This window comes from Mesorhizobium sp. PUT5, assembly GCF_052216645.1.
Taxonomy (GTDB): Bacteria; Pseudomonadota; Alphaproteobacteria; order Rhizobiales; family Rhizobiaceae; genus Mesorhizobium.
In genome coordinates this window covers 658,604-681,690 of sequence record NZ_JBQOSO010000003.1, presented here as the reverse complement: position 1 = coordinate 681,690, position 23,087 = coordinate 658,604, and the positions used below count along the sequence as shown (strand labels likewise).

The following is a 23,087-nucleotide window of genomic DNA, read 5'->3' as shown; positions in this document are numbered from 1 at the left end:
GCGTCCAATCGGTCAAAGCCGAAAGATCAGGGCACTTCGTCGACGGATGCCGGCAGATCCGGCAAGGCGCCACCCAGCCAGGTCTCATAGAGGCTGGGCAGGGCGCCGTCCGCCAGTGTTTCGGCAATTACCTCATTGAGGCGGTCGCGCAGGGCGGGACTGTCCTTGCTGACCCCGATGCCGGCATAGGTGCTTGCCATGACGAACTTGATTTCCAGATGGCGATCCGGGTTCTGCTCGATGATGGCGCGGGCAATAAGTTCGCCGGTCGGCACCATGTCCACCTGGTCGGTAGCCAGGGCAACAGCAGAGGTCGCATCGTCGTCGAAGCGCATGATATTGGTGCCCGCCGGCGCGGCATTGGTGACCAGCGGGTCCATCATCGTACCGCGCGTCACACCAACCCGGTAGGCGCCGATATCATCAGCCGAGCTGATCTTGACGCTTTCGGGCGCCAGCATCACCGTCTGGAACACCAGGTAGGGGCGGGTGAAGTCGATCGCCTTGCGGCGTTCCGGGGTAATGCCGATCGTGGCGACCACCGCATCGACCCGGTTGGACAACAGGTAGGGAACCCGGTTGGCGCCCGTTAGCACCACAAGTTCCAAGTCGACGCCGAGCCGCTCGGCCAGCAGCCTTGCCACGTCGATGTCGTAGCCGACCGGCTCGTTGTTGTCGTCGATGGCGCTATAGGGCGGCACGTCGTTCTGCACGCCCACGATGATCTTTTTGCGGGCCAGAATCTCATTGAGATCGGCAGCGAAGGTGGGGGTGGCCAGGCCGGCAAATACGGCTGCCAGTCCCAATGCGGCGATAATCTTGAACATGTATGGCGTCCCTTTCTGTATGTCTGTGATTGTCGGCAGCTCAGGCAATGACCGGGGCGAGAAACCGTTGGAGTTCCGGCGTCTGCGGATTACTGACGATTTCGTTGGCAGGACCGATTTCGTGGATGCGTCCCTCATGCATGAAGGCCACCCGGCTGGCGGCTTTGCGGGCAAAGGCGATTTCGTGGGTAACCAGGACCATGGTGAGCCCTTCGCCCGCCAGGTCACCGAGCACCTTGAGCACTTCGCCTACCAGTTCAGGATCGAGCGCTGCGGTCACTTCATCCAGCAGCAGGATTTCCGGACGCACCGCCAGAGCGCGGGCAATGGCGACGCGCTGCTGCTGTCCGCCGGACAGATCGCGGGGATAGGCATTGTGCTTGCCGGACAGGCCGACGCGGCCCAGCATTTCATGGGCGATGTCGAGACTTGCCTTGCGCTGAAGCTTGCCGACGATACGCGGGGCAAGCGCCACATTGTCCTCGGCGCTCAGGTGGGGGAACAGATTGTAACTCTGGAACACCATGGCAACGCGTTTGCGCAACTGGCGGAGTGAGCGCTTGTCATAGGTAACGGTCTGACCATCGACCCGCACCGCGCCGCCATTGATCTTTTCGAGACCGTTGAGGCAGCGCAGCAGGGTGCTCTTGCCTGAGCCGCTCCGGCCGATGATGGCCAGCACTTCGCCTGCCTCGATCGACAGCGAGACGTCCTTGATGACCGCATGAGCCCCGTATGCTTTGGAAAGGTGGTCGATTTCGATCAGTGACATCGCGACTCGCTAGGCTCAGGACTCGTTGATCAGAGCCAGAAGATTACGGCTGCTGCGATACAGATGGCGGACATGAAGGTGTGGGCGCAGCGGTCATAGCGGGTGTGGATGCGGCGCCAGTCCTTGAGCCTGCCGAACATGTTCTCGATCTTGTGGCGACGGCGGTAGAGGACGGTGTCGTGCGGGATCGGCACGTTGCGGTTGGCTCTGGACGGGATGCAGGCGGCGATGCCTCGATCGGCCAGGGCCGTGCGGAACCAGTCGGCGTCGTAGCCCTTGTCGCCGAGCAAGGCTGCGGCTTTCGGGAAAGCATCGATCATCAGCGCCGCGCCTTTGTAGTCGCTCATCTGCCCTTCGCTGAGCAGCATGATGAGCGGTCGACCAAGACCATCGCACACAGCATGCAGCTTGGAGTTCAGGCCGCCCCTGGTTCGCCCGATGCGTCGGGGAACAGCCCCTTTTTAAGCAGGCTTGCGGCCGTTCGATGCGCCTTCAAATGGGTGGCGTCGATCATCAGTTGATCGGGCTTGCCGCCTTTTGCCGCCAATTCGGCAAATATCCGGTTGAAGACGCCGAGCCGGCTCCAGCGGATGAAGCGGTTGTAGATCGTCTTGTGGGGACCGTATTCCCGGGGCGCGTCACGCCACCGCAGCCCGTTCCTGATCACGAAGATGATGCCACTGACGATCCGACGATCATCGACCCTCGGCACACCGTGAGACCGTGGAAAATGTCGCTCGATCCGTCGCATCTGCGCGTCCGACAGCCAGATCAAATCACTCATTGCAGCGCCTCCTCGCGCCACAATGAATCAACTGATCGTCACATCCGCAACCATTTTAATAGGTCCTGAACCTAGAGTTTGACCTGTTCAAGGCGCTTGCTGAGGAATGACAGGGGCAGGTTGATCGCCAGATAGATCAGGGCAACCAAACCGAAAACTCTGAAGCTGTCGAAAGTGGAGCCGTTGATCACTTGGCCGGCGCGCATCAACTCGACATAGCCCACCATCGAGGCAACAGAGGTGCCTTTGACCAATTGCACGATGAAGCCAATAGTGGCCGGCATCGAAATACGGATGGCTTGCGGTAGAATGGCGTAACGCAGCCGCTCGATCGCGGTGAAGCCCAGCGCGTCGGCCGCTTCCCATTGCTGGGTCGGAATGGCCTGGATGGCGCCGCGCCAGATCTCGCCCAGAAAAGCCCCCGCGAACAGCGACAGGCCGATCGAGCACGCCATCAGCGGCGAGACGTTTACGCCGCCCCCTGCAATGCCGAAATAGACCATGAAGATCACCACGACCAGCGGCACGCCCTGGAAGACGCGCACCAGCGAACCGGCGGCGATGCGCAAGATCAGGTTGGGCGATTGGCGCAGGATGGCGAGCACCAGTCCCAGAATAGAGCCGAAGAATAGCGAGATCGCGGTCAGCAGAATGGTCCAGCCGGCAGCGCCGAGGATGAACCAGACGTGGTTGAGGGTAAATTCGCGCATCACAGTATGCCCCTCCTCGCCAGGTCGACCTTCGCCCAGTTGCCGGTGACGGCGCGGGTCAGCAAGGCGAACACGCCGGCAAACGCCGCCGAGATCGTGAAGTAGATCACCGCAATGGCCACATAGACCTCGAAGGGCCGGAAACTGCTTGATGCCAAGTTGCTCGCCTCATAGGTGAGCTCTGGGATAGCAATTGCCGACAGCAGGCTGGTGTTGAGCATAATGATGATGAACTGCCCGCTCAATGCCGGCAGCGTGGCGCGCAACATCGGCCGAGCGATGACGTAACGGAACATCTGGACGGCCGAAAAGCTCATCGACTCGCCCGCTTCGATCATCCCGCGCGGCACGCCCATCAGTCCCGACCGCAGGATTTCCACCGTATAAGCCAACGAGTTGAAGGTGACGATGATGATCGCGGCAACGAACGAACTCATGCTGAATCCCAGCTTGGCCAGACCGAAATACAGAAAGAATGCCTGTACCAGGAAGGGCGTGTTGCGGACGATCTCGACAAAGATCGCAGTGGGCCGCGAGACGGCATTACCATAGGCCAGTCGCCCGACGATCAGCAGCATGGCCAGCGCCAACCCGGCTGCATAGCCGGCCACCGCATAGAGGATCGTCTTAAGCGCCCCGCTGAGGAGCAAGGGCAAACCGGCCCAGACCGCTTCGAAATTCACGCGCCGGCCTCCCCGCTTCGTGTCGCAATACTCTCCTTGACGAAACCGTCATCGTCAAGCAAAAAGATTACGACTGAAATGTTTAAGGCAGGGCGATGCGGAACGAACTTACCCCCGGATTCTACGTAGTGACTGCGGGAGGCTCGGGGATCGGACTAGCGGTCGCGCAGGAAATCGCGGCGCGTGGTGGCACGCCGGTTGTTATCGATCCCGGCCTGAACGCGGAGCATTTGCCTGGCGATTGGCTCGCCTACGCAGCAGATGCGGCCGATTCGGCAGCGCTTAGCGGCATTGTCGCGGACATGGTGGCCGCGGGCCGGCCGGTGCTCGGCCTAGTCAACAATGCTGGCATTGCAGGGCCGACGGCCTTGCTGGAGGATACGACGCTGGCTGAATGGGACCGCGTCGTTCGGGTCAATCTGCTCGCGGCGGTCAACTGCCTACATAACATTATACCTATAATGAAAAGCCAGCGGCAAGGTGCCGTGGTGATGGTGAGCTCTGCCGCCACGACCAACGGCTTTCCGCTGCGCTCGCCCTATGTGGCGACCAAGGCTGCGATCGAGGCGCTCTCAGGCACCATGGCCATGGAACTGGGCCCCTGGAGCATTCGCTGCAATGTCGTCTTGCCCGGCATCGTGGCCGGCGACCGGGTCGAGGCCATCATCGCCAGCCAGGCTGCGCGCCGGGGCCTGGAGTTGGAGGCGGCCCGGCAGGAATTCACCAGCCGCACGTCGATGAAGACCATGGTCGAGGGTGGCGACATTGCCGAGGCCATCTGCTTCCTGTTGTCGGAGCGCGCCCGTTTCATCAGCGGCCAGAAGCTCGGCATCTGCGGCAATTTCGAAGGCTATTCGAGCGAAATGATCACCCACCTGTCCAAGGATGTCTCCCATGCTTAGCCTTAACAAGGCCATCATCACCTGCGCGGTGACTGGTTCGGTCCATACCCCAACCATGTCGCCTTACTTGCCGATCTCGCCAGAGGAGATTTCCGAAGCCGCGATTGGCGCGGCCGAGGCAGGGGCAGCGGTGGTGCACTTGCATGCCCGCCTGCCCGATGGTCGCCCGACTGCGGATCCGGCGGTGTTCGAGCAGTTCGTGCCCCAGATTCGCTCCGCCACGGATGCCGTCATCAATATCTCCACCGGCGGCGCGCCGGGCATGACCATGGATGAGCGGCTGGCCGCCGCCCGTGCGCTTCGCCCGGAACTGGTTTCACTCAATATGGGCTCGATCAATTTCGGCTTTCACCAAATGGCGGCGCGCTACAGCGAGTGGAAGCATGAATGGGAGAAGGAATTCCTGCTCTCCTCCCGCGAAAAATATTCGGTCAATTCTTTTGCGGTACTCGAATCCATCGTAGGTGAACTGGGTGCCAATGGCACGGTATTCGAATTCGAATGCTACGACATCGGGCACCTCTACAATCTCAAATATCTGGAGGATATCGGCGTAGCCAAGGGCCCGTTCATGATTCAGTTCATCTTCGGATTCATGGGCGGCATCGGCGTTCATCCCAGCCATCTGGAGCATTTCTACGAGACGGCAGAGCGCCTGTTCGGTGACCGCTACTACATGTCGGTCCTTGCCGCCGGAAAGCAGCAGATGCGGTTCGGCATCATGTCGGCCAGTCGCGGGGGCGGTGTGCGGGTGGGGCTCGAGGACTCGCTCTATATCGCGCCTCGCCAATTGGCCAAAACCAATGCCGAGCAGGTCACGCTGATCCGCGAAGTGCTGGAAAAGCTGCATATTCCGGTGGCCACGCCGGACGAGGCGCGCGTCGCATTGGCGTTGCGAGGGCGCGCGCAGTGACCATATCCGAAGGCCGGCAATGGACGAGTGGGGCGCGCCTGCGCTTTGCCGATCTGGATGGCCTCGGCCACGTCAATAGCCTGAGTCTGGCGGCACTCGTCGAGGATGGACGCATGCGCATCATCCTCAACATGCCGATGACCCCGCGTAGCGAGTTCATGCTGGTGTCGCTCACCATGCATTATTTGGCCCCGGCCGGGATCGACCACGATGTCAAGGTGACCACCATGCTGGCGAGGGTCGGCCGGTCGAGCTTTACCTTGTCCCACACGCTAGAGCAGGCAAGCACTTGCCTTGCGCGAGCCGAGTCTGTTGTGGTCCATGTGGATCAAGAGGCCCGCAAAAGCCTTCCATTGAGCGAGGAGCAGCTGCAATTTCTACAGTAGCCAAAGGGCCAGCCGCGAACGAGCCGTCGCGCAAACGCGCCAGCCAGGCCCGCAGCCTGATGACCAAACAGGCGCTGATCACCGCCACGATCGAGTGCCTGTGGGAGCGCGGCTATGCAGGGGCGACCATTGCAGAAATCTCGCGCAAGGCCGATGTCACCCATGGCGCGCACCTGCATCATTTCGGAACGCGGGAAGAACTCATCGCGGCGGCGGTTGACGCCCTGTTCCAGCGGATGATCGGTGAGTTCGAACTACGCTTTTCCAAGCTCCCCAGCGGCATCGAGGCGCGAACGGAAGCAGCGCTGGAGCACTTCCGGGAGCTGGCGATCGGCCAATTATTCGGCGTTGTCGGCGAGTTGTTGAATGAGGCCCGTACCAACAAAGGCATGGCCTCGCAAATGCGCCGCTATGGCGCGTCGCAGCGCATGCAACAGCGGCAGATGTATATCAAGATATTCGGACCCGCCGCCGTGGAGGACCCTCAGATCTTCTATTGGCTGGACACCACATTTGCCGTGTATCTGCGCGGGCTTTCCGTGCTGCAGGCAACCCGAACACCGAAGGAAATCGAAGAGCAATGGCAGAGATGGAAGGAATTTGTCCTGCCCCAGATTACTGCCCGCCTGATCCTGATCGGTGAGAATTCTTAGCCCGCCGCCAAAAATAGCGCCTGCCTGCTGACGCTCACCAGAAGTGAGCCCATTCCGGCCTATCCTGTGGCGGTAGCGGAGACTAGGCCGTGTGGACGAATTTGAGCAAGCATAGGCCGGCAGCGAAGCTGACGATCGAGCGGAAATTCCGTGCGGTCTTTTCGCATCGCAGAGCGACGCGCTTGAAGCGCTTGAGCCGCCCGAAGCCTTGCTCGATACGAGCGCGCGCCTTGTAGAGCGTCTTGGCGAAGAAAGCCTGCGGGTTCTTCTCATTGGCCTTGTGCGGGATCACCGGGGCGATGCCGCGAGCCCGCGCGGCGGCGCGATTGGCCTTGCTGGAATAGCCTTTGTCGCCCAGTGCGGCGCGTGGGGTGATGTCCGGCCCTATGTCGAGCAGGGTCTCGAAGCGGGTTGTGTCCGCAACCTGACCGCCGGTTAGATCGAACGCGATGATGTCGCCCGAATTGTCCGCCTTGGCGTGGATTTTGGTCGTGAACCCGCCACGCGAGCGTCCGAGCGCCTGGCCTTGCTGCCCCCCTTTGCGCCGGCCGCCGAGATATGGGCGCGGACAATGGTGGAATCGAACATCTGGATCAAATGGGCCGATGCGCTCATCTCGGCCAGCGTGTCGAAGAAGGCTTCGAACACGCCGGCCTTGCTCAGCCGGTCAAAACGCTTCCACACCGAGTTCCAATGGCCGAAGCGCTCCGGCAGCGCCCGCCAGCGCACATTCTCCACCGTGAAGAAGTGCATCGCTTCCAGAAACAACCGGTCGTCCGCAGCCTTGCGGCCTCGCCGTGGCAGGCAAGCGCGGAAAACCTCCAGCGTGTTCGCCCAATCCGTTTCCGTCATCCTCGTGGACATCGCCGACCTCCAAATCAGTCGGCAACCTATGAATCACACCGGATTCGTCCCCGGAACCCCAAAAACTATACCTGAGTCAATTCGTCCACACAGCCTAGGTCGACGGTCACATCAATGCATTCGCCTTCTTCAGTGCCGTGTGGCGGCGATCGCTCGTCTACGACAACGACCGCCGTCCGGTCTCCAAGATCCTCTCCAGCGGCACACGCAAATGAACGGCGCTGTTCGGTGGCTTCCTGTCATATAACGACCGGTAATGATTCAGGCCCATCCGAAAGCGGCAGAGTTCGCGCCAGGAGCCAGTACAAACAGGCTGGAACCCGGCTAAAGCACGGATTTCACCGCGTCCGCCGTTCTTTCAACGACAATGTCGGCCTCTTCCCTGGTCAGGCAAAGCGGCGGGGCGAAGCCGAGGATGTCGCCTTGCGGCATGGCGCGGCCGATGACGCCGCGCTCGGCCAGAGCGGCCGCCACCTGCGGACCGACCTTGCGCGAAGGATCGAAGAACCTGCGCTCATCCCTGTCCTCGACGAACTCCAGCGCCGCCAGCATGCCTTCGCCGCGCACTTCGCCGACGTTCTTGTGGTCGCTGAGGGCCTTGGCGAGCTGGGCGTTGAAGTAGGCCCCGGTTTCGCCGGCATTCTTCACCAGGTCCAACTCGTCGATCAGTTCCAGATTGGCAACGCCGGCGGCCGCGCAGATCGGGTGCGCCGAATAGGTCCAGCCATGGCCGATCGGGCCGAGCTTGTCGGAACCCTCCACAAGCACCTTCCACATCTTCTCGCCCACGATGACGCCCGACAGCGGCGCATAGGCCGAGGTCAGGCCCTTGGCGATGGTGATCAGGTCCGGCTGCATGCCGTAATGGTCGGAGCCGAACATGGTGCCGAGACGGCCGAAGCCGGTCACCACCTCGTCGGCGACGAGAAGAATGTCGTATTTCTTCAGCACCGCCTGGATCCTGGTCCAGTAGCCCACCGGCGGCGGCACGATGCCGCCCGTGCCGAGAACCGGCTCGCCGATGAAGGCCGCGATGGTCTCGGGCCCCTGCGCCACGATCAGCTTTTCCAGCTCGTCCGCGCAATGCTGCGAGAACTGCTCCTGCGACATGGAGCGGTCGGCGCGTCGGTAGTGATAAGGGGCCTCGGTGTGCAGGATCGGCGCGCGCGGCAGGTCGAAGGCGTTGTGGAAACCGGCCAGTCCAGTCAGCGAGCCGGTCATGACGCCCGAGCCGTGATAGCCGCGCCAGCGGGATATGATCTTCTTCTTTTCCGGCCGGCCGAGCACATTGTTGTAGTACCAGATCAGCTTGATGTTGGTCTCGTTGGCGTCCGAACCGGAGAGGCCGAAATAGACGCGGCTCATGCCCTTGGGCGCACGGTCGATGATCATCTTGGAAAGGGTGATGGAGGCTTCGGTGCCGTGGCCGACATAGGCATGGTAGTAGGCCAGTTCGCTGGCCTGCGCGGCGATCGCGTCGGCGATCTTCTTGCGCCCGTAGCCGACATTGACGCAGTAGAGCCCGGCAAAGGCGTCCAGGCTCGTCCTGCCGCTGGTATCGGTGATGTAGACGCCCTCGCCGCCGCCGATCACCCGGGTCGGCATTTCCCCGCGCGCGTGCATGCCCATATGGGTGGACGGATGAAAGAAGTGGTCGCGGTCCCAGGCGGCGAGTTCGTTCGAGCGGTTGGGCATGTCGGTACTCCGGGTCAGGCTGCGTGGATGCAGGTATATTTGAGATCGGTGAAGGTTTCGAGGCCGTGGCGCGAACCCTCGCGGCCGAGGCCGGATTGCTTGACGCCGCCGAAGGGCACGGGAGCGCCGGTGACCTTGACCCGGTTGACCGCCACCATGCCGTAGTCGAGGACACGGGAGAGGCGCTGCTGCCGGGCTCCGTTCTCGGTCACCGCATAGGCTATCAGGCCGTATTCGGTGGCGTTGGCGCGGGCGACGACTTCTTCCTCGGTGTCGAAGCTGGCCACTGCCGCCACCGGGCCGAAAGTCTCCTCGCGCATGATGAGTGCCTCGTCCGGCACGTCGGCCAGCAGGGTCGGCCGATAAAACAGCGGGCCGGTCTCGTGCGGCGCACCACCCTCAAGGCAGCGCGCCCCCCTTGCAAGGGCATCCCGCACCTGGTTGTCCACCCGGGCCACGGCGCGCGCATGCATCAGCGGGCCGATGTCGGTTTCGGGCTCGAGGCCGGGGCCGACCTTCAGCGCGGCGATGCGCGCGGCGAAAGCCCGGCAGAAGCGGTCATAGATGCCCTTCTGCACATAGATGCGGTTGGCCGCCAGGCAGTCCTGGCCCGACGTCGCAAATTTCGCGTCCAGCGCGATGGCCGCCGCGCGTTCGACATCGGCGTCGTCGAACACGATCAGCGGCGCATGGCCGCCAAGCTCCATGACCAGCCGCTTCATGGTGGGGGCGCATTGCGCGGCGATCAGCCGGCCTATTTCGGTGGAGCCGGTGAAGCTCATGGCCCGCACCCGCGCATCCGCACAGAACCGCCCGACGATTATGGCTGCGTCCCCCGTCACCACGTTGAGGACACCGGCGGGCAGGCCGGCTCGCTCGCCGAGCTCGGCCAGCGCCAGCGCCGACAAGGGTGTGTGCGATGAGGGATGCGCCACCACGGTGCAACCGGCGGCAAGAGCGGCCGCGGCCTTGCGGGTGAGCATCGCGGACGGGAAGTTCCATGGCGTGACCACGCCGACGACGCCGAGCGGCTGGCGCCGGACCACCATCTCCGCATCGGGCAGGTGGCCGGTGATGCTCTCGGCATTCACCCGGTTGGCCTCCTCGGCATACCATTCCACGAAGGAGGCGGCGTAGTCGATCTCGCCCTGCGCTTCCTTGAGCGGCTTGCCCTGCTCCAGCGTCATCAGCAGAGCCAGGTCGTCCCGTGCGGCCACGATCAGTTCGAACCAACGGCGCAGGATGGCGGCCCGCTGGCGGGGCAGCAGACCGCGCCATTCCGCAAAGGCGCGCTGGGCGGCATCGACGGCCTTGCCGGCATCGTCCGCCTCCAGCCCGGCCACCCAGGCCACGGCGGCGCCGGTGGCGGGATCGGTTACCTCGAAGCGCTGCGCGGCCGCGCCGGCGATCCAGCGCCCGTCGACATAGGCGAGCTCGCGCAGCAGCCGTCGGTCTGAAAGACCGTCAAGGCCCTGATGCCGAACCAGGGGGGCAAACAGCACCGACATTGGGGACCTCCTCCTCAACCTTTCCGGAGGATTCTGGCCGGTGGAGAAAGAGGAAGTAGCCAAACATGCCGGCCGGGAGGGCGATCCGGGCTAAAACCGGACGCCAAAGCGCAGAAACGGTCTATTCCTTCGCGTCGGGCACGAGTTCGGCCACCGGCAGCACGGTTTCGTCCTTCACCGTCTTGATGACGATATAGGTAAAATAGCGGTCGATGCCGAGTTCGCGCTCGAGCAGCCCGTCGACCAGGCGCTGATAGGCGTCGATGTCGCGCGCCATGATCTTCAGCAGATAGTCCACCCCGCCGCCCACCGACCAGCAGGCGACGATCTCCGGAATGGCCCGGACAGCGCGTTCGAACCGGTCGAAGTCGGCCTGCCGGTGGGTCGCCAGCGTCACCTCCATCAGCACGGTGGCGATGGGCGCGACGGCGCGCATGGCGATCCTGGCATGATAGCCCGAGACGATGCCCGCCTTCTCCAGCTTGCGCAGCCGCAACCAGCAGGGCGTGGGCGACAGCCCGACCTCTTCGGCCAGCGCAAGCTTGGTGATGCGCCCGTCCCGCTGGACCGCATCCAGTATCCTGAGGTCGATCGCGTCGAGCCGGATGCCGGACATCAGCACAGGCCCCGGCCAAATACAGAGCGAATTGCCGGCGTGCCGGTCATTCGACCTCCACGGCGACCACGCTCGCGCAATCACCGGCCTTGACCAAGCCGGGAAAATGACGCGCGGTCAATATTCCCGACAGCTTCGCCCTGATTTCCTGCGGCGCAGCGCCGGTGCGCCCGACCTGGTGGATGCGCGCCACCACCTGCCCTTCGCTGACCGTTTCGCCGAGATCGGCCATGGTCTCGATCAGGCCGTCCTCCTCGGCAAAGCAGAAACAGTCGCCGGAGGGCATGTCCAGCCAGCGGGTCGGCTGACTGTCGATCCCGCCGGCCAGGATGCCGGCATGCTTCAGCACATTGACCGCGCCACGGCGGGCGATGCGCACGCTGGCTGCGGTGGAGGTGCCGCCGCCGCCAAGCTCCGTGGTGACGAAGACCTTGCCCATTTCCTCCGCGGCAGTGTCGTACATGCCGACCGCGTCGATCTCGAGCATACGCATCGACCAGGGGGCCGAGAACGCTTCGACCGCGGCAAGCGCCTTCGTGGTCAGCGCCTCGTCCGGCAGGACGTGCGCGGCGCAGAAGGGCAGGAAATCCAGCGTCTTGCCGCCGGAATGGAAGTCCAGAACCAGGTCGGCGCGAGGCAGGAGTTCCCGCTGGAAATAGTCGGCGATCTTTTCGGTGACGGTGCCGTCGGGTCGGCCGGGGAAGGAACGGTTCATGTTGCCGCGGTCGATGGGCGAGGTGCGGGTCGCCGCGCGGAACGCCGGATAGTTCATCGCCGGCACGATGATGACGGCGCCGGAGACATCCTGCTGTCTCAGCCTTCCGGCCAGATCGAACAAGGCGAGCGGTCCCTCATATTCGTCGCCATGGTTGCCGCCGGTCAGCAGCGCGGTGGGGCCGGGGCCGTTACGGATAACCGCTATCGGGATCATCACCGACCCCCAGGCCGAATCGTCGCGGCTGTAGGGCAGGCGCAGATGGCCGTGGCGAACGCCGTCGCCATCCAGGTCGATGGTGGGCGAGATAGGCGAAGGCCGCATGGGCTTGGACGTCATGCTCAGTCCTTCACGACAAGCTTGCGGGGAACATCGGCCAGGCATTCCACTCCGGTTTCGGTGATGAGAATCGATTCGGTGATCTCCAGACCCATCGTATCGAGCCACAGGCCGGTCATGAAGTGGAACGTCATGCCGGGCCTCAGTTCCGTGCGGTCGCCGGGGCGCAGGCTCATGGTGCGCTCGCCCCAGTCGGGAGGATAGGAAAGGCCGATCGAGTAGCCGGTGCGGCTGTCCTTGACGATGCCGTATTTCTTCAGCACGGCGAAGAAGGCGCTGGCGATGTCCTCGCAGGCGTTGCCCGGCTTTGCAGCGGCAAGTCCCGCTTCCATGCCCTCCAGCGTGGCCTTCTCCGCGTCGAGGAAGGCCTGCGTCGGCTTGCCCAGGAACACGGTGCGCGAGAGCGGGCAATGATAGCGCCGATAGCAGCCGGCGATCTCGAAGAAAGTGCCTTCATTCGCCTTCAGCGGCTTGTCGTCCCACGTCAAATGGGGGGCGGAGGCGTCCGCGCCCGAGGGCAGCAGCGGCACCAGCGCGGGATAGTCACCGCCGATCCTGCCGTCGGCGCGTTCCACGCCGCGTATGCCGGCATCGTAGATCTCGGCGACGAGATCGTTCTTGCGCATGCCCACCTCGACCTTGTCGGCGATGCGCCGGTGCATGGCCTCCACGATGCGCGCGGCCTTGCGCATGTAGTCGATCTCGGCCGGGCTCTTGATCGCGCGCTGCCAGTTCACCAGCCCCGTGGCATCCTTGAGACGGGCATTCGGCAGGTGCTTCTGCAACGACAGATAGGCGGCCGCGGAGAACCAGTAATTGTCCAGCTCGACGCCGATTGAGAGCCTGTCCCAGCGCCGTTCCGCCAGAACCTCGGCCAGCCGGTCCATCGGGTGCCGTTCGGTCGACTGCACATAGTGGTCGGCATAGGGCACGATGCTGGCATCGCTCAGATAGGAGGTGCGGCGCGCGCCGTTGGCGTCCTGCCCGCGCCCGTACCAGACCGGCTCGCCGTCCGGCGGCACGATCACCGCCTGATGCACATAGAAGGACCAGCCATCATAGCCGGTCAGCCAGTGTATGTTGGAGGGGTCGCTGACGATCAGGAGATCGATGCCCTTCGCCTCCATCGCGCGGCGGGTCCTGGCCAGCCGCTCGTCATATTCCTCAAGGCTGAATCGAAGGTTCGAAGCGGTCATGAATGGTGCATCCGTGGCTGTCGGTTTCTTCCGGCTTCAGCTTTCGAAGGCCGTGCCGGCATTGGCTGCCCGCGCGCGGTCGCGCGCCAGCGTCGCTATTGCAGTATCCTGCACGCCCGTCCCCGTAAGGTCGGCGAGCGTGATGTCTTCCCGAGTGCGGCGGCCAAACGCGGTTCCGGCAATGACGGCGCCGAGCTCTGCCAGGTCGTCGGTTTCCCGCCCCTCTCCGGCGGCGATGGCATGGTGCAGTTCGCCCAGAACCCGCGTCTGCCTGAGACTGTCGGCCACATAGCGGGCGCGGGCGAACGCCCTGGGATCGATCTCGTTCTTGTGCTCGGAATCCGAACCCATTGCGGTCACATGTTGTCCGGGCCGCAGCCAGTCAGCCGAAAGGATGGGCTGTTCGGCCGGCGTGGCGGTGACGACAATGTCCGCGTCTTCTGCCGCCTGGCGGGCATCTGCCACCGCCTCCACGGCGATATCCAGCAAGCCGCTCAGTTCCGCCGCGGCGGCATTTGCCTTGGCCGCGTCGCGCGCCCAGATGCGCGCGCGCCGGATCGGCCGCACCAGCATCAGCGCTTCGAGCTGCAGCTTGGCCTGGACGCCCGCGCCGAAAATTGCCGCGACCGAGGCATCCGGCCGTGCCAGATGCTTCGCCGCGACCGCGCCGGCGGCAGCGGTGCGGATGTCGGTCAGATAGCCATTGTCCAGGAGCAGCGCCTCCACCAGTCCGGTGCGCGCCGACAACAGCACCATCATGCCGTTGAGGCTGGGCAGGCCGAGCTTGGGATTGTCGAAGAAGCCGGGGCTGATCTTGATGGCGAAGCCGTCTATGCCGGGCACATAGGCGGTCTTGACGTCCACCTCGCCGCGATGCTCGGGAATGTCGAGGCGAAGGACCGGCGGCATGGCCACCGGCAGGGTGGCCAGCGCGCGAAAAGCGTTCTCCACGCATGCGACGGCATCGGCGTCGAGCCGCACGATGCGGCGCAGCTCGGCTTCGGTCAGGATCGTCATCCGGCTCATGCGTCGCCTCCCTCTTTCCATGTGCCGCATACGATGCTGCGGTGCAGTTCCATGTCGATGTTGCGCCCCGAAACGAGCACGACGGTGCTGTCCCGTGGCTTCGCCTTGCCCGCCAGGATCGCCGCGATGCCGACGGCGCCGGCGCCTTCGACTACCTCACGCTCCGCTTCATAAGCGTGCCTTATCCCGGCCGCGATCTCCGCCTCTGTGAGCAGCACGACATCATCGAGCAGGCTCCGGCACATGTCGAAGGTGAAGCGGTTGGCAAGGCCGATGCCCCCGCCAAGCGAATCCGCCAGGGTGGGCAATTCCTCCACCTGCACGGGCCGGCCCGCGTCCAGGCTCGCCTTCATGGCGGCGCCCCGCTGCATCGAGACGCCGATCACGCGCGTGGAAGGCGAAAGGCCCTTCACCGCGGCGGCGACGCCGGATGCCAGCCCGCCGCCGGAAAGCGGCACCAGAACGGTCTCCATATCCGGCACCGCCTCCACCATTTCCAGTCCGGCGGTGCCCTGCCCGGCGATCACGTCGGCATTGTCGAAAGGCGGCACCATGACGAGCCCCTCCTCCGCCACCAGCCGGTCGACCTCCTGCTGGGCATCGTCCTGGCTGTTGCCGACGATGCGGATGTCGGCGCCGAGCCGCCGTATTTCGGAAACCTTGTTCTGCGGCACCAGATGCGACATGCAGATCACCGCGCGCACACCTTCCAGCCGGGCGGCATGGGCAAGCGCGCGGCCATGATTGCCGGTGGAAGCAGCCATCACGCCGCGCCGCTTTTCCTGCCCGCTCAGCCGCGCCACCGCATTTGAGGCGCCGCGCAGCTTGAAGCTGCCGGTCGTCTGGCGGTGCTCCAGCTTGAGGAAGACGGGAACGCCGGCAATCTCCGACAGGGACGCCGAGGCGACGGCGGGCGTGGGCTCGATCTTGCCGGCGATCCGCGCGCGTGCGGCTTCGATGTCTGCCAGCGTGATCGCGCTCATTCCGCAGCCTCCATCCTCTCGCGCACCTGATAGGGAGTTGCCACTTCCGCCACCCAGTCCGCCAGGCTCTGCGCGAAACTGCGCGGCACGACCAGGTCGCAGGCGTCGGGCGCGATGCGTAGCGCGAGCACCGGCACGCGGTGGAATCCGGTCTGCACGGCCCGGCCCGGCCCGCCCTGCGGTGCGGCCCAATCGACCGCGATGCAAGCTGCGAGGATATCGAACACATGGCGGCCGCTCAGGCTCAGCCGCATGCGGCCTTCGCCAAGGGCGACCGTGCAGCCCAATTCGGGATCGAGCGAGAGCGGCGGGAATGCCCCCTCGCCCACCAGCCAGAGGCGGCGGGGGGCGATGCGGATGGCCTGCCATCGGCCCAGTTGCACCGTCTCGCCCACGCCGGCGGGCAGCGCGCCGCCCAACTGGCGCGACAGTTCGGCCTCGAACGCTGCCAAAGCCGCCGGCCAGCCCTCCACCTGCAGGACAGGACAAGGCTCAACCGTCATGTGGAAGTCCGCTTCAGCCATGGAGCCGCGCTCCCTCCGGATCGAGAAAGACCGGCGAGACGACACGGGCGCGCACGGCCTCGCCTCTCATGGCGTGCACTGCCACCACCTCCTCGCCTTCCACAGCGGCATCGCCGGCAAGCAGGCCAAGGCCGACATAGATGCCGAGCGTCGGGCTGTAGGTCACGGAGGTGATCCGGCCCCGGCCATGGCCCTTTCGGGCTTCATCCGGTCGGAAGAGGACGGCGCCGCCGGTGAGGCGCTTGCCCGCCTCCAGACATTCCAGGCCGACCAGCCGCTGCCGGCCGGGCGCCATTAAGGCGGGGCGGCGGCGCAGCACGTCACCCACGAAGCCGGCGCGCTTTCCGACCATGCGGCCCAGGCCCAGATCGTCGAGCGTGGTGCGGCCGTCGATCTCCGGACCGGCCACATGGCCTTTTTCGACCCGCAGCGCGCCCAGCGCCTCGACCCCGTAGGGCTTCAAGCCGAAAGGCTCGCCCGCTTCCAGCAGGCGGCGCCAGAGCGCCTCGCCGGCACTCGCACCCACATAGACCTCATAGGCCCGCTCGCCAGAATAGCTCAGCCGCAGGATGCGCAGCGCGCGGCCGTCGAATGCGCTCTCCGCCAGCCCCATATGCGGCGCCGCCGCATCGGAGACGTCGAGGCCGGGGAATGCGGCGGCCAGTATGGCCCGGCTGTTCGGTCCGGCGACGGACATCGCCGCCCATTCATCGGTCACCGAGGTGACGGCGACGCGCAGGTCCGGCCAGGCCGTGTCCAGCAGGAATTCAAGTCGCGACATCACGTCGGCGGCCTTGGACGTCGATGTGGTCATGAAGAAGCGATGCTCGCCGAGACGCGTCGTGGTGCCGTCGTCGAGGACGATGCCGTCGTCGCGCAGCATGACGCCGTAGCGCGCGCGGCCGACCGCCAGCTTCGCGAAGCCGTTGGCATAGACGCGATCGAGGAAGATGGCCGCGTCCGGTCCCTGCACGTCGATCTTGCCGAGCGTGGAAATGTCCATCAGCCCGGCCGCTTCGCGCACCAGCCGCATCTCGGCGACATAGGCTTCGTTCACGTCGTGGCCCGAGGCACGGTAGAAATAGGGGCGCATCCACAGCCCCACCTCCAGCATGTCCGCGCCGTTTTCGATATGCCAGCCATGCAGCGGCGTTCGGCGGAACGGCTTGAAATGGCGGCCGACGGCGCGGCCGGCAAGCGCGCCGAGCGCGACCGGCGTGTAAGGCGGGCGGAATGTGGTGGTGCCGACGGCAGGAACCGCAGCGTCCCGCAGCGCCGCCATGGCGGAAAGCGCGGCGAAATTGCTGGTCTTGCCCTGGTCGGTGCCCATGCCGAGCGTGGTGTAGCGTTTCAGGTGCTCGACCGATTCATAGCCCTCGCGATGGGCAAGCGCGACGTCGTGCGTGGTGACGTCCATCTGGAAGTCGACGAAGGCCTTGCCGCGCGCCGCTTTGGGCGCATGGCGGAAGGCGGCCGTCGCCGGCTCAGGAGCGCCGAACGGCAAAGGCCCCGGAACGGCCGCGGATTTTCCGCAGAAGGATGCCGCCTCAATGCCCGCGCGATGGCCCGCCTCGATCGCTTCCGCCGTGCCGAAGCCACCCGTCATCGCCCCGGCGGCGAACAGGGCGGAAGGAAGGCTACCCGGAACGAAGGCGTCGATCTCGTCGCGGTAGACGGGCTTGGTGCCGAGATGCGAGGCGAGATGGACGGTGGGCGACCAGCCGCCGGACATGCAGACCAGATCGCATTCTGTCGGCTCCTCCGATCCGGCCTTGGCGAGCCTGGCGCCCGTCACCGCATGGCGGCCGCGAATGTCGGCAACGCGCGTGCCGATGCGGACCGTGACGCCGAGCCGCGCGGCCCGCGCCGTCAGCTCCGCCGCCAAGCGGGAGCGCATGTCCGCCACCAAAACTTCCGCCCCCGCTTCGGCCAGGTCGAAGGCCGCGCGCCAGGCGCCGTCGTTCGCCGCGGCGACCACTACTTTTTTGCCCGGCAGGACCGCGAAGCGGTTGAGATAGGCGCGTGCGGCCGAAGCGAGCATGACGCCCGGCCGGTCATTGTTGGAAAACACCAGCGGCCGCTCGATGGCCCCGGCGGCAAAGACGATCGCGCCGGCATGCAGGATGGTGAGCACCTGCCTGGCCGCCCCCGCCGCCTGGCTCTCGCCATGCTGTCGCGAGACGAGGCCCAGAACCCGCCCGTCAAAGCTGCCGAAGGCGGTCGTGCGCGGCATCAAGGTGACGTTGGAAAGACCGGCAAGCTCGGTCTCCATGGCCTTCAGCCAGGAAGCTTCCTCGCCGGCCGAACGCGCCGAGAGAAGCTGCCCGCCCAACAGGAAATCCTGCTCGATCAGCGCCACCTTTGCCCCGGCCGCGGAAGCGGCGCGAGCAGCCGACAGGCCCGCCGGGCCGGCGCCGACTATCGCCACATCGGCGAAGGCGTGGCGCACCTCGTAGCTGTCGGGGTCGGGCTCTGTGCCGGCCTTTCCAAGTCCGGCCGCCTTGCGGATGAAATGCTCGTAGAACATCCAGGCCCGTCGCGTCGGCCCCATGAAGGTCTTGTAGTAGAAGCCGGCGGAAAGGAACGGCGCGAACAGGCCGTTCATGCCCTGCAGGTCGAAGGCGAGCGAGGGCCAGCGGTTCTGGCTTTGCGCAGCCAGGCCCGGCGCCAGCTCCAGCGTGGTCGCGGGCAGGTTCGGCTCGCGCCGGCCGCCGGCGCCGAGCGTGACCAGCGCGTTCGGCTCCTCTGGGCCGGCACAGAAGATGCCGCGCGGCCGATGATATTTGAAGCTGCGGCCGACGACGGTGACGCCGTTGGCAAGCAGCGCGGAAGCGAGCGTGTCGCCGGCGAAGCCGGTCAGACTGCGCCCGTCGAAGCTGAATTCGATCGGCTTTGTGCGGTCTATGCGGCCGCCTTCGGCCAGGCGTCTGACGTTGGTGTTCATGCCGGTGACTTCCTGGCGAAGGCGACGGAGGAGATTGCGTGGCTTAGCGTGTCGCGCTCCACCACGAGCCATTGCCGGCAGCCGAGAACATGCTGCCAGTATTCCCGGTGCAGACCCGGCGCATTTTCGCGGACGAAGACGTAGCGGTACCAAGCCTCGAAATCCGGATCGTCATGCGCCGGCCGCGCCACGGAGGCGTCGCCGGCATAGCGGAATTCGTCATGGTCGCGCACGCCGCAGCAGGGGCATTCGATGCGAAGCATGGGTGCGCGCTCCTATTGCAGCCAGGCGAACGGGCCGACGCCGGCCTCATCCAGCGTGGCGCCCGTGCGGAAGCGGTCGAGACCGTAGGCGGCGCTGAGCGGATGGGGCTCGCCGGTGGCGATGGTATGCGCGAAGCACCAGCCGGAGGCGGGCGTGGCCTTGAACCCGCCATAGCACCAGCCGCCATTGAGATAGAGCCCTTCCACCGGCGTCGGGCAGATGATCGGGCTGGCGTCCGGCGTCATGTCCATGACCCCGCCCCAGTGGCGCAGCAGCCGCACCCGAGAGATGCACGGCATCAGCGCCACGGCAGCCTCCGCGACCTCGCGCACCATGCCGAGATTGCCGCGCTGGGCGTAGGAATTGTAGCCGTCGAGGCTGCCGCCGAACACCAGTCCGCCCTTGTCGGACTGGCTGACGTAGAAATGGTCCGCGCCATAGGCGACGACATGGTCGACCAGCGGCTTCAGCGGCTCGGTGACGAAGGCCTGCAGCACATGGCTTTCGATGGGAAGCTCCAGCCCCGCCTTGCGGCCGAGCACGGAGGTGTGGCCGGCCACCGCCAGCCCGACCTTGCCGGCCGAAATCGCTCCCTTCATGGTCTCCACGCCCACGATGCGCTCGCCCTCGTACAGAAAGCCCGTCACCTGGCAGTTCTGGATGATGTCGACGCCGTGGCCGTCGGCGGCGCGCGCATAGCCCCAGGCGACGGCATCATGCCGGGCGGTGCCGGCGCGGCCCTGCATGATCGCGCCGTGGATCGGGAAGCGTGCGGTTTCCGAATAGTCGAGATAGGGCACGAGGCGGCGCACATCCTCGCGGCGGAGGATTTCGGCGTCGATGCCGTTGAGCCGCATGATGTTGGCGCGATGGCCGAAAGCGTCGAGCTGATCGGCCGAATGGGCCGTGACGATTTGCCCGCGCTGCGAGAACATCACGTTGAAGTTCAGCGCCTGCGTCATGCCCTCCCACAGCTTCATCGAGAATTTGTAGAACTGGGTGTTGCCGTCGAGCAGGTAGTTGGAACGCACGATCGTGGTGTTGCGGCCGACATTGCCGCCGCCGACATAGCCCTTCTCCAGAACGGCCACGTTGCGGATGCCGTGGTTTTCGGCGAGGTAGAAGGCGGTCGCCAGCCCGTGGCCGCCGCCGCCGACGATGATGACGTCATAGGAGCGCCTGGGCTCCGGCGCGCGCCAGGCGCGCTGCCAGTGTCTGTGCCCGGACAGGCCGTTGCGCAGGAGGGACAGGGCCGAATAGCGGCGCATAGAGATTTCCTACTTGATGAAAAGGCGCCGCGGAAAATCGCAGAAAGCCTCGACGCCGGTCTCGGTGATGCGGATCGATTCCGAGATGGCGATGCCCCAGTCGTCCAGCCAAAGACCCGGCATGAAATGGATCGTCATGTTCGGTTCCAGCACGGTCTCGTCGACCGCGCGCAGCGAGATGGTGCGCTCGCCCCAGTCGGGCGGATAGCCGAGGCCGATGGAATAGCCGCAGCGCGAGTCCTTGAAGAAGCCGTGCCGTTCGATCGTGCTGGTCCAGGCGGCATGCACGTCGCGCGAACCGGCGCCGGGCCTCGCCACGGCAAGCGCGGCCTCCAGACCCTCCACCACGACATCGGCGGCCTTGCGCATCCGGTCCGGCGGCGTGCCGAGATGGATCGTTCGCGTCAGCGGCACGTGATAGTGGCGCCTGACACCGGCGATCTCGACCGTCGTGCCGGCCGGCGAGGCGAAGGGGGCATCGCTCCAGGTCAGGTGCGGGCAGGAGGTGCCTATTCCAGTGGGCATCAGCGGCGCGATGGCGGCATAGTCGCCGCCATGGTCCTGCGTTCCACGCGTCGCCGTGGCGAGGATTTCGGCGGCCGCGTCGCACTGCCGGATCCGGTCGTCGATCACCTCGATCGCCCGCGCCATCGTCTTTTCGGCGATGCGCGCGGCCTGCCGCATCAGCGCGATCTCGGCATCGGACTTCACCGCACGGACCCAGTTGACCATAGGACCGACATCGAGGAAGCGGGCATTGGGCAACTCGCTTTTCAGCACGGCAAGCGACTTGGCGGTGAAATAGAAGGAATCCTCCTCCACCCCGATCCGGGCCCGCTCCAGCCCCCGCTCGCGCATCACCTTCGCCACCACCTGCAACGGGTGCCGGGCATTCGACTGAACATGGTCGTCGGAATAGCCGACGATGTTACCTTCGGGCAGGATTGTGGTCAGCCTCGCGCCGTTGACGTCCTGGCCACGGCCGATCCAGACCGGTTCGGGAAGATCCTGCGCAACCAGCACCCCCTGATGGACGTAGAAGGACCAACCGTCATAGCCGGTGAGATAGTTGAGGTTCGCCGGCTCAGAAACATAGAGCGCGTCGAGCCCGGCCGCGGCCATGCGCTGCTTGGTGCAGGCCAGCCGGAAGGCGAACTCCTCGCGGCTGAAGGGTGTGTTGTTTGCGCCGAACTGCATCGCCGGTTCCTTCAGCGTATGGTCACGCCCGAGGGCGTCCTGGTCAGCACCTCGGCGCCGGAGGGGCCGAGGAGAACCGCGTTGGAGATGAAGAAGTCGCCCCGCCCCGTGCCCATCAGCCAGGACAGCACATGGAAGCTCATGCCGGTCTTGAGCACGATGTCGCTGTCGTGACGCAGGCCCGTGACCTTGTTGCCGCCGGTCCAGCTCGGGGGGCAGCCGATGCCGACCATGTATCCGCAGTGATGGCGCCGGTAATGGGCGAGGCCGGCACGGTCCACCACGCCCTGCCATGCCGCGTAGACGTCGCGAAAGAGAATGCCGTCGCGCATGGTGCCCACGACGGCGTCGAAGGCGTCGGCCGTCACGGCCGCCATCTCGTCGGTCTCCCTGGGGGCGTGGCCAACATGGACCAGCCGGCCCAGCGGCGCATGATAGCGGGCGACGCAGCCGCTGAGTTCGAAGAAGACGGCATCCCCCGCGGCGAAGCGGTCGCCGCTCCAGGTGGTGTGCTCTTCGCCGAGGCGCCGCGTGGAGCGGATGAACGGCCCGAAGCCGGCAAAGGTGCCGCCGGCCTCGATCATCGCCCGCTCCGCTTCCGCCGCGACATGGCGCTCGCTCGCGCCTTCGGCCACGGCCGCGATCCCGGCCATGGCGCCGGCGTCCGACACCCTCGCCGCAGCGCGCATCAGTTCCTGCTCGGCAGGGCTCTTGACCATGCGGATATGGTCGACGATGCCCGAGGCGTCGACCCAGCGCGAAGCCGCCAGCTTCTGCTTCAGCATCTCTGCGAGCCCGTGCGGCAGTCCCGAGGACCATGACTCGATCCCGACCGAGCCGAGCCGGCCGGGAAGCGCGCGCGCCAGCGCGTCGACCACGGTTTCGTCGTCGCGGTGCCCCTCGAAACGCGCATTGCCCACCTGGTTCGCGACGGTGACCTTCTCCATCGCCCGCGTCGCCAGGACCATCTCGCCCTCGGCCGGAACCGCCAGCACATGCGGCGCGAAATAGCCCCAGTGGTCGAGGCCCGTCAGATAGAAGATGTTCTCGGGCGCGGAGAGGAGCAGCGTGTCGATGCCCTGGCGGGCCATGGCCTGCCTGACAGCCTGCCGCCGCCTGTCGAACTCGTCCGGCGCGAAGTAGGGCGCGGCCGGTTCCCTGCGGATCTTTTCAAGCATGACCAACCCCCTTGCCGGGGTCGCATGGCCCGGGCCGCTGTCACCCGTCGAGCGGGCTGATATGTTGTGTACAACTGGCGCGAATATCCAGGTATATCGTGGGGCATGTCAAGCGCATTCGTGTTTTTTGATGGAATGAT

General features: G+C 65.4%; 23 protein-coding genes and 1 pseudogene. 4 read left to right on the top strand and 20 right to left on the bottom strand.

The window, feature by feature from the left end; translation table 11 throughout:
• Positions 1-26: 26 nt before the first annotated feature.
• From ACTDI4_RS04805 to ACTDI4_RS04785, 5 genes are all read right to left on the bottom strand, one after another.
• Positions 27-827 (bottom strand): transporter substrate-binding domain-containing protein, encoded by an 801-nt coding sequence (locus ACTDI4_RS04805; protein ID WP_442840066.1) that lies wholly within the window; start codon positions 825-827, stop codon positions 27-29.
• 40 nt (positions 828-867) lie between these two features.
• A complete protein-coding gene (locus ACTDI4_RS04800; protein ID WP_442840065.1) occupies positions 868-1,599 on the bottom strand; it encodes an amino acid ABC transporter ATP-binding protein in 732 nt (243 codons plus the stop codon).
• A gap of 29 nt (positions 1,600-1,628) precedes the next feature.
• Positions 1,629-2,383 (bottom strand): IS5 family transposase gene (locus ACTDI4_RS04795; RefSeq protein WP_442843237.1). Its coding sequence is split into 2 segments (ribosomal slippage): positions 1,629-2,050 and positions 2,050-2,383, totalling 756 coding nucleotides; the frame shifts between segments, so codons are not numbered across the junction.
• 71 nt (positions 2,384-2,454) lie between these two features.
• Positions 2,455-3,093 carry an amino acid ABC transporter permease gene (locus ACTDI4_RS04790; protein WP_442840064.1) on the bottom strand — a complete coding sequence of 213 codons (639 nt, stop codon included), beginning with the start codon at positions 3,091-3,093 and terminating at the stop codon, positions 2,455-2,457.
• Entirely contained in the window at positions 3,093-3,776 is a 684-nt protein-coding gene (locus ACTDI4_RS04785; RefSeq protein ID WP_442840063.1) for an amino acid ABC transporter permease, read from the bottom strand. Before ACTDI4_RS04785 ends, ACTDI4_RS04790 begins: the two co-directional genes overlap by 1 nt.
• A gap of 95 nt (positions 3,777-3,871) precedes the next feature.
• Between ACTDI4_RS04785 and ACTDI4_RS04780 the strand changes: the two genes are divergently transcribed.
• From ACTDI4_RS04780 to ACTDI4_RS04765, 4 genes are read left to right on the top strand one after another with little or no spacing between them, the layout of a single operon-like run.
• Positions 3,872-4,678: an SDR family oxidoreductase gene (locus ACTDI4_RS04780; RefSeq protein ID WP_442840062.1), complete on the top strand. Its 807-nt coding sequence runs from the start codon at positions 3,872-3,874 to the stop codon at positions 4,676-4,678.
• A complete protein-coding gene (locus tag ACTDI4_RS04775; RefSeq protein ID WP_442840061.1) occupies positions 4,671-5,591 on the top strand; it encodes a 3-keto-5-aminohexanoate cleavage protein in 921 nt (306 codons plus the stop codon). The genes ACTDI4_RS04780 and ACTDI4_RS04775 overlap by 8 nt, the downstream gene beginning before the upstream one ends.
• Positions 5,588-5,977: an acyl-CoA thioesterase gene (locus tag ACTDI4_RS04770; RefSeq protein WP_442840060.1), complete on the top strand. Its 390-nt coding sequence runs from the start codon at positions 5,588-5,590 to the stop codon at positions 5,975-5,977. The genes ACTDI4_RS04775 and ACTDI4_RS04770 overlap by 4 nt, the downstream gene beginning before the upstream one ends.
• Before the next feature lie 59 nt (positions 5,978-6,036).
• Positions 6,037-6,630: a TetR/AcrR family transcriptional regulator gene (locus ACTDI4_RS04765; RefSeq protein WP_442840059.1), complete on the top strand. Its 594-nt coding sequence runs from the start codon at positions 6,037-6,039 to the stop codon at positions 6,628-6,630.
• A gap of 82 nt (positions 6,631-6,712) precedes the next feature.
• On the opposite strand, the gene ACTDI4_RS04760 is transcribed toward ACTDI4_RS04765, so the two are convergent.
• From ACTDI4_RS04760 to ACTDI4_RS04690, 15 genes and pseudogenes are all read right to left on the bottom strand, one after another.
• Complete coding sequence (locus ACTDI4_RS04760) at positions 6,713-7,237, bottom strand: IS5 family transposase (RefSeq protein ID WP_442843266.1); 525 nt, start codon at positions 7,235-7,237, stop codon at positions 6,713-6,715.
• Between the two features lie 38 nt (positions 7,238-7,275).
• Positions 7,276-7,482 (bottom strand): annotated as a pseudogene (locus ACTDI4_RS04755) (transposase); the annotation flags it as partial.
• A 336-nt stretch (positions 7,483-7,818) separates the two neighbouring features.
• On the bottom strand, positions 7,819-9,189 hold the full coding sequence (locus ACTDI4_RS04750) for an aspartate aminotransferase family protein (RefSeq protein ID WP_442840058.1): 1,371 nt from the start codon (positions 9,187-9,189) through the stop codon (positions 7,819-7,821).
• 14 nt (positions 9,190-9,203) lie between these two features.
• Complete coding sequence (locus tag ACTDI4_RS04745) at positions 9,204-10,697, bottom strand: NAD-dependent succinate-semialdehyde dehydrogenase (protein WP_442840057.1); 1,494 nt, start codon at positions 10,695-10,697, stop codon at positions 9,204-9,206.
• Positions 10,698-10,818: 121 nt separating this feature from the next.
• Positions 10,819-11,313 (bottom strand): Lrp/AsnC family transcriptional regulator, encoded by a 495-nt coding sequence (locus tag ACTDI4_RS04740; protein ID WP_442840056.1) that lies wholly within the window; start codon positions 11,311-11,313, stop codon positions 10,819-10,821.
• A 46-nt stretch (positions 11,314-11,359) separates the two neighbouring features.
• The gene (gene doeB, locus ACTDI4_RS04735; protein WP_442840055.1) at positions 11,360-12,367 is read right to left on the bottom strand and encodes a N(2)-acetyl-L-2,4-diaminobutanoate deacetylase DoeB; all 1,008 of its coding nucleotides are present in this window, start codon (positions 12,365-12,367) and stop codon (positions 11,360-11,362) included.
• A 2-nt stretch (positions 12,368-12,369) separates the two neighbouring features.
• Positions 12,370-13,563, bottom strand: coding sequence for an ectoine hydrolase DoeA (doeA, locus tag ACTDI4_RS04730; RefSeq protein ID WP_442840054.1), 1,194 nt, complete (start codon positions 13,561-13,563; stop codon positions 12,370-12,372).
• A 36-nt stretch (positions 13,564-13,599) separates the two neighbouring features.
• Positions 13,600-14,589, bottom strand: a complete 990-nt coding sequence (eutC, locus tag ACTDI4_RS04725) for an ectoine utilization protein EutC (RefSeq protein ID WP_442840053.1) — start codon at positions 14,587-14,589, stop codon at positions 13,600-13,602.
• Positions 14,586-15,572 carry a hydroxyectoine utilization dehydratase EutB gene (gene eutB / locus ACTDI4_RS04720; protein ID WP_442840052.1) on the bottom strand — a complete coding sequence of 329 codons (987 nt, stop codon included), beginning with the start codon at positions 15,570-15,572 and terminating at the stop codon, positions 14,586-14,588. Before eutB ends, eutC begins: the two co-directional genes overlap by 4 nt.
• A complete protein-coding gene (locus tag ACTDI4_RS04715) occupies positions 15,569-16,096 on the bottom strand; it encodes a sarcosine oxidase subunit gamma (RefSeq protein ID WP_442840051.1) in 528 nt (175 codons plus the stop codon). The genes eutB and ACTDI4_RS04715 overlap by 4 nt, the downstream gene beginning before the upstream one ends.
• A complete protein-coding gene (locus tag ACTDI4_RS04710) occupies positions 16,089-19,040 on the bottom strand; it encodes a sarcosine oxidase subunit alpha family protein (RefSeq protein WP_442840050.1) in 2,952 nt (983 codons plus the stop codon). The genes ACTDI4_RS04715 and ACTDI4_RS04710 overlap by 8 nt, the downstream gene beginning before the upstream one ends.
• Complete coding sequence (locus tag ACTDI4_RS04705) at positions 19,037-19,303, bottom strand: sarcosine oxidase subunit delta (RefSeq protein WP_442840049.1); 267 nt, start codon at positions 19,301-19,303, stop codon at positions 19,037-19,039. Before ACTDI4_RS04705 ends, ACTDI4_RS04710 begins: the two co-directional genes overlap by 4 nt.
• A 12-nt stretch (positions 19,304-19,315) precedes the next feature.
• The gene (locus ACTDI4_RS04700) at positions 19,316-20,572 is read right to left on the bottom strand and encodes a sarcosine oxidase subunit beta family protein (RefSeq protein WP_442840048.1); all 1,257 of its coding nucleotides are present in this window, start codon (positions 20,570-20,572) and stop codon (positions 19,316-19,318) included.
• A gap of 9 nt (positions 20,573-20,581) precedes the next feature.
• Complete coding sequence (locus ACTDI4_RS04695; protein WP_442840047.1) at positions 20,582-21,769, bottom strand: M24 family metallopeptidase; 1,188 nt, start codon at positions 21,767-21,769, stop codon at positions 20,582-20,584.
• 11 nt (positions 21,770-21,780) lie between these two features.
• Positions 21,781-22,947 carry a M24 family metallopeptidase gene (locus ACTDI4_RS04690; protein WP_442840046.1) on the bottom strand — a complete coding sequence of 389 codons (1,167 nt, stop codon included), beginning with the start codon at positions 22,945-22,947 and terminating at the stop codon, positions 21,781-21,783.
• Positions 22,948-23,087 lie beyond the last annotated feature (140 nt).

Excerpts from the sequence above, each read along its gene's own strand:
- ACTDI4_RS04775 (WP_442840061.1), top strand. The coding sequence starts at position 4,671 with ATGCTTAGCCTTAACAAGGCCATCATCACCTGCGCGGTGACTGGTTCG.
- ACTDI4_RS04700 (WP_442840048.1), bottom strand. The coding sequence starts at position 20,572 with ATGCGCCGCTATTCGGCCCTGTCCCTCCTGCGCAACGGCCTGTCCGGG.
- doeA (WP_442840054.1), bottom strand. The coding sequence starts at position 13,563 with ATGACCGCTTCGAACCTTCGATTCAGCCTTGAGGAATATGACGAGCGG.
- doeB (WP_442840055.1), bottom strand. The coding sequence starts at position 12,367 with ATGACGTCCAAGCCCATGCGGCCTTCGCCTATCTCGCCCACCATCGAC.
- eutC (WP_442840053.1), bottom strand. The coding sequence starts at position 14,589 with ATGAGCCGGATGACGATCCTGACCGAAGCCGAGCTGCGCCGCATCGTG.
- ACTDI4_RS04745 (WP_442840057.1), bottom strand. The coding sequence starts at position 10,697 with ATGTCGGTGCTGTTTGCCCCCCTGGTTCGGCATCAGGGCCTTGACGGT.
- ACTDI4_RS04780 (WP_442840062.1), top strand. The coding sequence starts at position 3,872 with ATGCGGAACGAACTTACCCCCGGATTCTACGTAGTGACTGCGGGAGGC.
- ACTDI4_RS04805 (WP_442840066.1), bottom strand. The coding sequence starts at position 827 with ATGTTCAAGATTATCGCCGCATTGGGACTGGCAGCCGTATTTGCCGGC.
- eutB (WP_442840052.1), bottom strand. The coding sequence starts at position 15,572 with ATGAGCGCGATCACGCTGGCAGACATCGAAGCCGCACGCGCGCGGATC.
- ACTDI4_RS04715 (WP_442840051.1), bottom strand. The coding sequence starts at position 16,096 with ATGGCTGAAGCGGACTTCCACATGACGGTTGAGCCTTGTCCTGTCCTG.
- ACTDI4_RS04800 (WP_442840065.1), bottom strand. The coding sequence starts at position 1,599 with ATGTCACTGATCGAAATCGACCACCTTTCCAAAGCATACGGGGCTCAT.
- ACTDI4_RS04765 (WP_442840059.1), top strand. The coding sequence starts at position 6,037 with ATGACCAAACAGGCGCTGATCACCGCCACGATCGAGTGCCTGTGGGAG.
- ACTDI4_RS04695 (WP_442840047.1), bottom strand. The coding sequence starts at position 21,769 with ATGCAGTTCGGCGCAAACAACACACCCTTCAGCCGCGAGGAGTTCGCC.
- ACTDI4_RS04710 (WP_442840050.1), bottom strand. The coding sequence starts at position 19,040 with ATGAACACCAACGTCAGACGCCTGGCCGAAGGCGGCCGCATAGACCGC.
- ACTDI4_RS04750 (WP_442840058.1), bottom strand. The coding sequence starts at position 9,189 with ATGCCCAACCGCTCGAACGAACTCGCCGCCTGGGACCGCGACCACTTC.
- ACTDI4_RS04740 (WP_442840056.1), bottom strand. The coding sequence starts at position 11,313 with ATGTCCGGCATCCGGCTCGACGCGATCGACCTCAGGATACTGGATGCG.
- ACTDI4_RS04690 (WP_442840046.1), bottom strand. The coding sequence starts at position 22,947 with ATGCTTGAAAAGATCCGCAGGGAACCGGCCGCGCCCTACTTCGCGCCG.
- ACTDI4_RS04705 (WP_442840049.1), bottom strand. The coding sequence starts at position 19,303 with ATGCTTCGCATCGAATGCCCCTGCTGCGGCGTGCGCGACCATGACGAA.
- ACTDI4_RS04790 (WP_442840064.1), bottom strand. The coding sequence starts at position 3,093 with ATGCGCGAATTTACCCTCAACCACGTCTGGTTCATCCTCGGCGCTGCC.